The organism is Neisseria sp. HMSC070F02 (assembly GCF_001814225.1).
In the GTDB taxonomy this organism is placed as follows: Bacteria; Pseudomonadota; Gammaproteobacteria; order Burkholderiales; family Neisseriaceae; genus Neisseria; species Neisseria meningitidis.
The window spans coordinates 21,685-32,223 of record NZ_KV815415.1 but is presented as its reverse complement, the minus strand read 5'-3'; the positions used below and the strand labels follow the sequence as shown (position 1 = coordinate 32,223).

General features: G+C 50.3%; 9 protein-coding genes, 1 tRNA gene and 1 pseudogene. 8 read left to right on the top strand and 3 right to left on the bottom strand.

The window, feature by feature from the left end:
• The 5 genes from HMPREF2959_RS05065 to HMPREF2959_RS05040 form a co-directional block, all read left to right on the top strand.
• A partial coding sequence (locus tag HMPREF2959_RS05065; RefSeq protein ID WP_371441779.1) for a beta-ketoacyl-ACP synthase occupies positions 1 to 1,096 on the top strand: 1,096 nt, incomplete at its 5' end.
• A 128-nt stretch (positions 1,097 to 1,224) separates the two neighbouring features.
• Positions 1,225 to 1,300: transfer RNA gene (locus HMPREF2959_RS05060), tRNA-Ile, on the top strand.
• 74 nt (positions 1,301 to 1,374) lie between these two features.
• Positions 1,375 to 2,133: a glycosyltransferase family 2 protein gene (locus HMPREF2959_RS05055; RefSeq protein ID WP_002218882.1), complete on the top strand. Its 759-nt coding sequence runs from the start codon at positions 1,375 to 1,377 to the stop codon at positions 2,131 to 2,133.
• Positions 2,134 to 3,198, top strand: coding sequence for a glycosyltransferase family 4 protein (locus HMPREF2959_RS05050; RefSeq protein ID WP_002243774.1), 1,065 nt, complete (start codon positions 2,134 to 2,136; stop codon positions 3,196 to 3,198).
• A gap of 386 nt (positions 3,199 to 3,584) precedes the next feature.
• Entirely contained in the window at positions 3,585 to 4,922 is a 1,338-nt protein-coding gene (locus HMPREF2959_RS05040; RefSeq protein WP_070696462.1) for a sodium-dependent transporter, read from the top strand.
• A 224-nt stretch (positions 4,923 to 5,146) separates the two neighbouring features.
• Here the strand turns inward: HMPREF2959_RS05040 and HMPREF2959_RS05035 are convergent.
• Both HMPREF2959_RS05035 and HMPREF2959_RS05025 read right to left on the bottom strand, forming a co-directional pair.
• Positions 5,147 to 6,164: pseudogene (locus tag HMPREF2959_RS05035) on the bottom strand (FAD:protein FMN transferase).
• 10 nt (positions 6,165 to 6,174) lie between these two features.
• Positions 6,175 to 6,969 carry a thymidylate synthase gene (locus tag HMPREF2959_RS05025; RefSeq protein WP_002243778.1) on the bottom strand — a complete coding sequence of 265 codons (795 nt, stop codon included), beginning with the start codon at positions 6,967 to 6,969 and terminating at the stop codon, positions 6,175 to 6,177.
• A gap of 383 nt (positions 6,970 to 7,352) precedes the next feature.
• Here HMPREF2959_RS05025 and gdhA point away from each other — a divergent pair, with 383 nt between their 5' ends.
• The 3 genes from gdhA to HMPREF2959_RS05010 all read left to right on the top strand — a co-directional run bounded on the left by gdhA (position 7,353) and on the right by HMPREF2959_RS05010 (position 9,504).
• The gene (gdhA, locus tag HMPREF2959_RS05020) at positions 7,353 to 8,687 is read left to right on the top strand and encodes an NADP-specific glutamate dehydrogenase (RefSeq protein ID WP_070696457.1); all 1,335 of its coding nucleotides are present in this window, start codon (positions 7,353 to 7,355) and stop codon (positions 8,685 to 8,687) included.
• A 141-nt stretch (positions 8,688 to 8,828) separates the two neighbouring features.
• Positions 8,829 to 9,203 carry a hypothetical protein gene (locus HMPREF2959_RS05015; protein ID WP_002218874.1) on the top strand — a complete coding sequence of 125 codons (375 nt, stop codon included), beginning with the start codon at positions 8,829 to 8,831 and terminating at the stop codon, positions 9,201 to 9,203.
• A 43-nt stretch (positions 9,204 to 9,246) separates the two neighbouring features.
• Positions 9,247 to 9,504 (top strand): hypothetical protein, encoded by a 258-nt coding sequence (locus HMPREF2959_RS05010; protein WP_002232916.1) that lies wholly within the window; start codon positions 9,247 to 9,249, stop codon positions 9,502 to 9,504.
• 186 nt (positions 9,505 to 9,690) lie between these two features.
• Here HMPREF2959_RS05010 and HMPREF2959_RS05005 read toward each other — a convergent pair whose 3' ends face one another.
• On the bottom strand, positions 9,691 to 10,470 hold the full coding sequence (locus HMPREF2959_RS05005; RefSeq protein WP_002243779.1) for a FadR/GntR family transcriptional regulator: 780 nt from the start codon (positions 10,468 to 10,470) through the stop codon (positions 9,691 to 9,693).
• Positions 10,471 to 10,539 lie beyond the last annotated feature (69 nt).

Below are 10,539 nucleotides of genomic sequence, written 5' to 3'. Positions count from 1 at the left end.
TGGAATCAGGCAAAACGCGTCTTGCGAAAATATAGTGGATTGGCACGAACGTTTCCCCGAATTGGAAGCGCAACTGGGTGCGCCGATTGAGGATTACGCGCCGCCGAAACATTGGACGCGCAAGCAGCTCAGAAGTATGGGGCGTGTGTCGTATTTGTGCGTCGATGCGGCGGAGCAGGCTTTGACGGATGCCGGTTTGCTCGGGGACGAAAGCATTACCGACGGACGGATGGGCGTTGCCTGCGGCTCTTCCAGCGGCAGCACCAAAGACATCGGCGATGTAGGCGAATTGTTGCTGACCGGCATGTCGCGCAACTTCAGTGCCAACACCTATGTGCGTATGATGCCGTACACCGCCGCCGCCAATATCGGCATCTTTTTCGGACTGAAAGGACGCATCATCCCGACATCGAGCGCGTGTTCGTCCGGCAGCCAAGGCATAGGTTATGCCTACGAAGCCATCAAATACGGTCTGACCGATATGATGCTGGCGGGCGGAGGCGAAGAATTTTTCCCGTCCGAAGTGTATGTTTTCGACTCGCTTTATGCCGCCAGCCGCCGCAACGGCGAACCGGAAAAAACCCCGCGCCCATACGACGCGAACCGCGACGGGCTGGTCATCGGCGAAGGCGCGGGGATTTTCGTGCTGGAAGAATTGGAACACGCCAAACGGCGCGGTGCGATAATTTACGCCGAACTCGTCGGCTACGGAGCCAACAGCGATGCCTACCATATTTCCACGCCCCGCCCCGACGCGCAAGGCGCAATCCTTGCCTTTCAGACGGCATTGCAACACGCAGGTCTTGCGCCCGAAGACATCGGCTGGATTAATCTGCACGGCACCGGGACGCACCACAACGACAGTATGGAAAGCCGTGCCGTTGCAGCGGTTTTCGGCAACAATACGCCCTGCACGTCCACCAAGCCGCAAACCGGACACACGCTGGGTGCGGCGGGCGCAATCGAAGCCGCGTTCGCGTGGGGCTTTGCCGACCGGCAAAGCAATCCCGAAGGAAAACTTCCGCCCCAGCTTTGGGACGGGCAGAACGACCCCGACCTGCCCGCCATTAACCTGACCGGCAGCGGCAGCTTCTAGACAACGGAAAAACACATTGCCGCCAGCTCGTCGTTTGCCTTCGGAGGAAGCAACTGCGTCTTAATCATCGGATGAAATAAGTTTGTCAATCCCACCACTATGCTATACAATACGCGCCTACTCTTGACGGGTCTGTAGCTCAGGGGTTAGAGCAGGGGACTCATAATCCCTTGGTCGTGGGTTCGAACCCCACCGGACCCACCAATTCCCAAGCCCGGACGTATGTTTGGGCTTTTTTGCCGCCCTGTGAAACCAAAATGCTTTGAGAAACCTTGATAATGAAAAAAGTCAGCGTATTGATTGTTGCCAAAAACGAAGCAAACCACATTCAGGAATGTATTGAAAGTTGCCGTTTCGATAAAGAAGTCATCGTTATCGACGACTACAGCACCGACAATACTGCCGAAATTGCCGAGGGTTTGGGCGCAAAAGTCTTCAGACGGCATTTGAATGGGGATTTCGGAGCGCAAAAAACATTTGCCATCGAACAGGCAGGCGGAGAATGGGTTTTCCTGATTGATGCAGACGAACGCTGCACGCCGGAACTATCTGATGAAATCTCAAAAATTGTCCAAACCGGCGATTATGCCGCCTATTTTGTCGAACGCCGCAACCTTTTCCCCAACCATCCCGCCACACACGGCGCGATGCGTCCCGACAGCGTATGCCGTCTGATGCCGAAAAAAGACAGTTCGGTGCAAGGCAAAGTACACGAAACCGTACAAACCCCCTACCCCAAACGCCGTCTGAAGCATTTTATGTACCACTACACGTACGACAACTGGGAACAATATTTCAACAAGTTCAACAAATATACTTCCATTTCAGCCAAAAAATACCGAGAGCAGGGAAAGCCCGTGCGTTTCGTTAGGGACATTATCCTCCGCCCGATTTGGGGGTTTTTCAAAATTTATATCCTGAACAAAGGGTTTCTTGATGGAAAAATGGGTTGGATTATGTCCGTCAACCACAGCTATTACACGATGATTAAATATGTCAAACTATATTATCTGTACAAATCCGGCGGAAAATTTTAAATGGAAAAAGAATTCAGGATATTAAATATCGTATCGGCCAAGATTTGGGGTGGAGGCGAACAATATGTCTATGATGTTTCAAAAGCATTGGGGCTTCGGGACTGCACAATGTTTACCGCCGTCAATAAAAATAATGAATTGATGCACAGGCGATTTTCCGAAGTTTCTTCCGTTTTCACAACGCGCCTTCACACGCTCAACGGGCTGTTTTCGCTCTACGCACTTACCCGCTTTATCCGGAAAAACCGCATTTCCCACCTGATGATACACACCGGCAAAATTGCCGCCTTATCCATACTTTTGAAAAAACTGACCGGGGTGCGCCTGATATTTGTCAAACATAATGTTGTCGCCAACAAAACTGATTTTTATCACCGCCTGATACAGAAAAACACCGACCGCTTTATTTGCGTTTCCCGTCTGGTTTACGATGTGCAAACCGCCGACAATCCCTTTAAAGAAAAATACCGGATTGTTCATAACGGTATCGATACCGATCGCTTCCCTCCCTCTCAAGAAAAACCCGACAGCCGTTTTTTTACCGTCGCCTACGCCGGCAGGATCAGTCCAGAAAAAGGATTGGAAAACCTGATTGAAGCCTGTGTGATACTGCATCGGAAATATCCTCAAATCAGGCTCAAATTGGCAGGGGACGGACATCCGGATTATATGTGCCGCCTGAAGCGGGACGTATCTGCTTCAGGAGCAGAACCATTTGTTTCTTTTGAAGGGTTTACCGAAAAACTTGCTTCGTTTTACCGCCAAAGCGATGTCGTGGTTTTGCCCAGCCTCGTCCCGGAGGCATTCGGTTTGTCATTATGCGAGGCGATGTACTGCCGAACGGCGGTGATTTCCAATACTTTGGGGGCGCAAAAGGAAATTATCGAACATCATCAATCGGGGATTCTGCTGGACAGGCTGACACCTGAATCTTTGGCGGACGAAATCGAACGCCTCGTCTTGAACCCTGAAACGAAAAACGCACTGGCAACGGCAGGACATCAATGCGTCGCCAACCGTTTTACCATCAACCATACCGCCGACAAATTATTGGATGCAATATAAACTGCTTTCAGACGGCATATGCCGTCTGAAAGCCTTTGATGCAACAAACCGCCAAATTATATTCGTTCATTGGAAAGAAACACCCCGAATCCATCCTTAAAAATAAGAAAATCCCAATATCCCCCGATATTACGCAGCCTATTGGCAAAGTTTTGCAGCGTCTTCCCCGGCTTGTGCTGCCGCATCAAGTGCTTTGTTACAATGTATAGTAGACTAACAAAAACCAGTACGGCGTTGCCTCGCCCTAGCTCGAAGAGAACGATTCTCTAAAGTGCTCAAGCACCAAGTGAATCGGTTCCGTACTATTTGTACTGTCTGCACTTCGGTCGCCTTGTCCTGATTTTTGTTAATCCACTATACTATCTTCACATTTCTTAATAAATTTTATGAGTAACCATACTTCTTGGTCGTCCAAAATCGGTTTCGTGCTTGCTGCGGCAGGTTCGGCCATCGGTTTGGGCGCGATTTGGAAATTTCCTTATACGGCAGGCACCAACGGCGGCGCGGTGTTTTTCCTGCTGTTTTTGATATTTACCGTCTTGGTCGCCCTGCCCGTCCAGCTTGCCGAGTTTTATATCGGGCGCACAGGCGGTAAAAATGCCGTCGATTCCTTCAGGGCTCTGCGTCCGGGTACGCAATGGCTTTGGGTCGGGCGCATGGGCGTTACCGCCTGCTTTGTTTTGCTGTCGTTTTACAGCGTGGTCGGCGGATGGGTATTGAATTATGTCGTCCACAGTTTTACGGGGGCAATCCATGCGGGAGCGGACTTTGAAGCCCTGTTCGGCACAACGATTTCCAATCCGGCAGGTTCGCTGTCCTATCAGGCACTGTTTATGCTGATTACGGTTTGGGTGGTCAAAGGCGGGATTTCAGACGGCATTGAAAAGGCAAACCGTTATCTGATGCCGGGGCTGTTTATCCTCTTTATTGCGCTGGCAATCCGTTCGCTGACGCTGCCGGGTGCAATGGAGGGCGTGTCTTTCCTGCTCAAACCGAATTGGTCGTACTTTAAAGCCGATACGATGATTACGGCTTTGGGACAGGCGTTTTTTGCCTTGAGCATCGGCGTTTCCGCTATGATTACCTATGCTTCGTATTTGGGAAAAGATCAGGATATGTTCCGCTCGGGGCATACGATTATGTGGATGAACCTCTTGGTTTCGCTGTTGGCAGGTTTGGTGATTTTTCCGGCGGTGTTCGCCTTCGGTTTTGAACCGAGCCAGGGGCCGGGATTGATTTTTATCGTATTGCCCGCAGTGTTTATGAAGATGCCGTTCGGTACGGTTTTGTTTGCGGTATTTATGCTGCTGGTCGTTTTCGCCACGCTGACTTCGGCATTTTCGATGTTGGAAACGGTCATTGCCGCAACCATCCGCCAAGACGAGCGCAAACGCAAAAAACATACTTGGCTTATCGGCACGGCTATTTTCATTGTCGGCATCCCATCCGCGCTGTCTTTCGGCGTATGGGGTGAGTTTAAGGTTTTCGGCAAAACCATTTTTGATTTGTGGGACTACCTTATTTCTGCAGTCATCATGCCTGTCGGCGCATTGAGCGTTGCCGTATTTACCGCTTGGATTCAGGACAGGCAGTCTGTGTTAAAAGATGCCGGCGCGGGCAGCACCGTACCACGGGCAGTGTTGCTGCTGTGGCTGAATACCTTGCGCTACCTCGCCCCGATTGCCATTATTATTGTTTTCATCAATTCTTTGGACATCCTTTAAAAGCCATCCAAACAGCAAAAATGCCGTCTGAAAGCCTTTCAGACGGCATTTTTGCTTCAGGTTCAGCCTATTTCGTTCAAAGTATAGTGAATTAACAAAAATCAGGACAAGGCGACGAAGCCTCAGACAGTACAGATGGTACGGAACCGACTCACTTGGTGCTTCAGCACCTTAGAGAATCGTTCTCTTTGAGCTAAGGCGAGGCAACGCCGTACTGGTTTTTGTTAATCCACTATATTGTCCGGCATGACCAGCCAAACCTTAAGCCGCCTGCTTTCGGCAACCGACCGTATCAAGGGCAAATCCATAATGGAAAACGCCGTCGACAAGGCATCGGCAACCGCCGCATCATCCGCCATCACGCTCATGCTTTTATAACGCGGCGTACCCGCGCCGGTCCGCGGATCGAACAAATGGGTAAACCTGCCCGCCTTGTCCATCACCGTCCCATAGCCGCCCGAAGTGGCAAACGCCTTGTCTTTCATCGTGATATTTGCCAACACGCCTTCTTCGTCGTCCAGATTGCGGATGCCGACATTCCAAGTCCGTTTACCGTTTGTATCAAATCCCCTGATTTCGCCCATATCGACCAGCGCGGCAGGCACGCCGTTTGCTTTAAGCAGCGCAACAACCTTGTCCGTGATATAGCCTTGCGCGATGCCGTTCAAGGACAAACCCATACCCTTTTCGGTAAAACGGATTTCACGGTCGTCAAACGAGACTTTGCCGAAGCCGACCCGCTTCAGGGCTTCCTTCACGCTATTCTCCAGCGGCGGCGTTTCCGCATCGGGATGGGCGGAAAAATAATCGGCATACAGTTTCCACAAAACCTGCACTGTCGGATCGAACGCGCCTTCCGTCAGCGCGTGAATATCGCGGCACAGGCTCAACAGTTCCAAAAAATCCGCCGACGGCGAAGTCAGATAACCGTCACGGTTCAGGCGGCTGATCAGGCTGTCTTCACGGTAAAGGCTGAACAATTTTTTCCAAACGCGCCACTTCCGCCAAAACCTTGTTGACCAAATCCGCCGCCTGTCTGTCGTCCACACCGAACAGGCGCAGCTCCGCACCGGAACCCAGCGCGACACCTTTCCAGAAGAACACATTTTCATTGCGTTTTTCATCTTTATTGCGTTTTTCATCATCGGCGGCAAAAGGATTCGGCAGGAAAGAAACCGCCGCGCCCGCCGCCGCAACGGCGGCAACCGTCAGAAAACGCCTGCGCCCGAAATGCCTGTCCATATACCCCTCCTCAGACCGACACTGCCGCCTTGATGTGCGGATGCGGATCGTAGCCTTCCAACTCAAAATCTTCAAATTTGAAGGCAAACAAATCTTTGACTTCAGGATTGATTTTCATCACAGGCAAGGCGCGCGGTTCGCGTTCCAACTGCAATGCGGCCTGCTCGAAATGGTTGCGGTACAGGTGCGCGTCGCCAAACGTATGGACAAACTCGCCCGCCTCCAATCCGCACACTTGCGCCATCATCATCGTCAACAGCGCGTAGCTGGCAATATTAAACGGCACGCCGAGGAAAATATCCGCGCTGCGCTGGTAAAGCTGGCAGGACAGTTTGCCGTCGGCAACGTAAAACTGAAACAGCGCGTGGCAGGGCGGCAATGCCATTTCATCGACCAAAGCCGGATTCCACGCCGACACAATCAGGCGGCGCGAGTCCGGATTCTTCTTGATTTGTTCCACCACATTGGCAATTTGGTCGATATGGCGTCCGTCGGGCGCGGGCCAACTGCGCCATTGGTAGCCGTAAACCGGTCCCAAGTCGCCGTTTTCGTCCGCCCACTCGTCCCAAATGGAAACATTGTTGTCCTTCAGATATTTGATATTGGGATCGCCTTTGAGAAACCAAAGCAGCTCGTGAATAATCGAGCGCAGATGTAGCTTTTTGGTCGTCAGCAGCGGAAAACCTTTGCCCAAGTCAAAACGCATCTGATAACCGAATACGGAGCGCGTGCCCGTACCGGTGCGGTCTGATTTGTCCGTACCGTTGTCGAGGACGTGGCGCATCAAGTCCAAATAGGCTTTCATAGCAGTCTTTCATCAAATTAAACGGCGCATATTGTAACATTTCCGGATAATGCCCAAAACACGGATACAGGCAGGCAGGATTGTTGGCAATTTCAGTCCTTTTCCACAGTAAAACCCGGTGGGAAAACAAAATTACCTTGATTGGAATCAGAAAATCTAGTTTAATTACTTAGAATAAAATTTCAATAATATTTTTATTTACGAAATTAATTTATGATTATTGATTGATTATCGGCAACAAACATCAAACATCGAAAACATGGAAAAAATAATGTCAACAATTTTTGCCAAATCGGGCTTGGCATCAGAAAAAAATAGGTTTATATTCCCACCTACAAATTTGTTTTCCCATTAGTACACTATCAACCAAAAGGAGTATCCGAATGACTGACCTGAACACCCTGTTTGCCAACCTCAAACAACGCAATCCCAATCAGGAGCCGTTCCATCAGGCGGTTGAAGAAGTCTTCATGAGTCTCGATCCGTTTTTGGCAAAAAATCCGAAATACACCCAGCAAAGCCTGCTGGAACGCATCGTCGAACCCGAACGCGTCGTGATGTTCCGCGTAACCTGGCAGGACGATAAAGGGCAAGTCCAAGTCAACCGGGGCTACCGCGTGCAAATGAGTTCCGCCATCGGTCCTTACAAAGGCGGCCTGCGCTTCCATCCGACCGTCGATTTGGGCGTATTGAAATTCCTCGCTTTTGAACAAGTGTTCAAAAACGCCTTGACCACCCTGCCTATGGGCGGCGGCAAAGGCGGTTCCGACTTCGACCCCAAAGGCAAATCCGATGCCGAAGTAATGCGCTTCTGCCAAGCCTTTATGACCGAACTCTACCGCCACATCGGCGCGGACACCGATGTTCCGGCCGGCGACATCGGCGTAGGCGGGCGCGAAATCGGCTACCTGTTCGGACAATACAAAAAAATCCGCAACGAGTTTTCTTCCGTCCTGACCGGCAAAGGTTTGGAATGGGGCGGCAGCCTCATCCGTCCCGAAGCGACCGGCTACGGCTGCGTCTATTTCGCCCAAGCGATGCTGCAAACCCGCAACGATAGTTTTGAAGGCAAACGCGTCCTGATTTCCGGCTCCGGCAATGTGGCGCAATACGCCGCCGAAAAAGCCATCCAACTGGGTGCGAAAGTACTGACCGTTTCCGACTCCAACGGCTTCGTCCTCTTCCCCGACAGCGGTATGACCGAAGCGCAACTCGCCGCCTTGATCGAATTGAAAGAAGTCCGCCGCGAACGCGTTGCCACCTACGCCAAAGAGCAAGGTCTGCAATACTTTGAAAAACAAAAACCGTGGGGCGTCGCCGCCGAAATCGCCCTGCCCTGCGCGACCCAGAACGAATTGGACGAAGAAGCCGCCAAAACCCTGTTGGCAAACGGCTGCTACGTCGTTGCCGAAGGTGCGAATATGCCGTTGACTTTGGGCGCGGTCGAGCAATTTATCAAAGCCGGCATCCTCTACGCCCCGGGAAAAGCCTCCAATGCCGGCGGCGTGGCAACTTCAGGTTTGGAAATGAGCCAAAACGCCATCCGCCTGTCTTGGACTCGTGAAGAAGTCGACCAACGCCTGTTCGGCATCATGCAAAGCATCCACGAATCCTGTCTGAAATACGGCAAAGTCGGCGACACAGTAAACTACGTCAATGGTGCGAACATTGCCGGTTTCGTCAAAGTTGCCGATGCGATGCTGGCGCAAGGCTTCTAAGCAAACGCCGCCGCTCCGCAAACAAAATGCCGTCCGAACCGCAAATGCTGTTCAGACGGCATTTCCTTATCCGCCCGTTCAAATCGGGTGATACTATTTGTATCCAGAATTGTTGGATAGTTTGGGAGTGGAGAGGAAGAAATGATTATGGACCAATACTATATGGAGTTAAAGAATAAGTTATCTAACAGACCAATCCTACTGGATAATACTAATGATTTTCTTTTTGTTTTAGTAAATACAGTGAAAGCTATGATAGAAAATACTGATAAAAGTCAGCTTTCAGAGTTAGATAAAATTTTAGACGGTGTCACAAGTCAAGAATTGAAACTTGCCTATGATTTTTGTCAAGGGAAATTCGGTCAAGCAGGTTTTTCTTATCGTAGGCACCCGAATTATTTTTATTTGTCCAGTTTAATTGCGACTTTTCCAGAATTTGAGTTGTCTAAAGCAGACCGAGATTACCTCAAAGGAATCATAAATTTTGATAACTACCTTTTATATGAGTTAGATTAGTCTTTAATCACCTCAAAACCCTATTTATTCAAAAGGAGAAAAAATGATTGAGCTGAAATTAGTAGATGAGAGCAGTTTTCAGGCAGTGCTGGATTTGAAAATATCTGAAGCTGATGAACGAGCACGTTTTGTGGCTCCAAATGTACGCTCTTTAGCTGACGCATGGCTCTACCGGGAAAATGAAGATGTGTTTCCGAGGGCAATCTATTGGGATAAGCAAGTGGTTGGCTTTCTCCTGCTGGAAATAGACAAGGATGAAGCAGAATACTTTATCTGGCGGATAATGATTGGTCAGCAGTGAATTAACAAAAATCAGGACAAGGCGACGAAGCCGCAGACAGTACAGATGGTACGGAACCGACTCACTTGGTGCTTCAGCACCTTAGAGAATCGTTCTCTTTGAGCTAAGGCGAGGCAACGACGTACTGGTTTAAATTTAGTTCACTATACCGATACATCCGAATATGCCAGACCGTCTAAACGGTATTCATACCTCCCAATCCTGCACGCGCTTCAAATCGTTTTGCGCCAAAGTATCTGCGTGGCGGTTACGGCTCTGATATTCCCTGTCTTTCAAGATGCTGCTCGCCACATAATTCAAATGTGCCTTTGCCGCCTCCGAAGCCTCGCCCGGCCGGCGGTTTGATATTGCCTCATACAATACACGGTGCTGCGCCATCAGCTTCGGACGCGGATCTTCTTCCTGATTCAGATAAATAAGGCTGCTGCGCGTCTGCCGGTACAGCATTTTCAACAAACCGCCCGACAAATGGCTGAACAACAAATTGTGCGCCGCATCGGCAATCGTCTGATGAAAGCTGACATCAGCTTCGCTCTGATGTTCCAAATTGCCGCTTTCGCACGCCTCCTCAAACTTTTCAAGCCAAAACCCAATCCGCTTCAAATCGGCATCCGTGCGGCGTTCTGCCGCCAATGCCGCCATACAGCCCTCGATGTGGCAACTGAAATCAAAAACATCCTGTTCCCAATTGGAATGCTTGCCCAAAAGCTCCTGCCAACTTTGCAAAAAATCCTGCTGCGGCTTGACCGAAACATAATAACCGTCTCCCTGCCTCGCTTCCAAAACCTGACGGGCGACCAAAACATTCAATGCCGACCTGACCGACGGGCGCGAAACGCCGAACTCTTCCGCCAAAACGCGTTCGGGCGGAATCTTGCCCCCTTCCGCGTAAACCCCTTCCGCAATGCGCTCCTCCAATACCGACAATACCTGATCGCTGATTTTCTGAGGCCTTACCAGTTTCATCACTCCTCCTTTATAAAGATTCCCTGCAGAACCCTTCCGAAATATAGTGGATTAACAAAAATCAGGACA

Excerpts from the sequence above, each read along its gene's own strand:
- HMPREF2959_RS05040 (WP_070696462.1), top strand. The coding sequence starts at position 3,585 with ATGAGTAACCATACTTCTTGGTCGTCCAAAATCGGTTTCGTGCTTGCT.
- HMPREF2959_RS05050 (WP_002243774.1), top strand. The coding sequence starts at position 2,134 with ATGGAAAAAGAATTCAGGATATTAAATATCGTATCGGCCAAGATTTGG.
- HMPREF2959_RS05025 (WP_002243778.1), bottom strand. The coding sequence starts at position 6,969 with ATGAAAGCCTATTTGGACTTGATGCGCCACGTCCTCGACAACGGTACG.
- gdhA (WP_070696457.1), top strand. The coding sequence starts at position 7,353 with ATGACTGACCTGAACACCCTGTTTGCCAACCTCAAACAACGCAATCCC.
- HMPREF2959_RS05005 (WP_002243779.1), bottom strand. The coding sequence starts at position 10,470 with ATGAAACTGGTAAGGCCTCAGAAAATCAGCGATCAGGTATTGTCGGTA.
- HMPREF2959_RS05055 (WP_002218882.1), top strand. The coding sequence starts at position 1,375 with ATGAAAAAAGTCAGCGTATTGATTGTTGCCAAAAACGAAGCAAACCAC.
- HMPREF2959_RS05015 (WP_002218874.1), top strand. The coding sequence starts at position 8,829 with ATGATTATGGACCAATACTATATGGAGTTAAAGAATAAGTTATCTAAC.
- HMPREF2959_RS05010 (WP_002232916.1), top strand. The coding sequence starts at position 9,247 with ATGATTGAGCTGAAATTAGTAGATGAGAGCAGTTTTCAGGCAGTGCTG.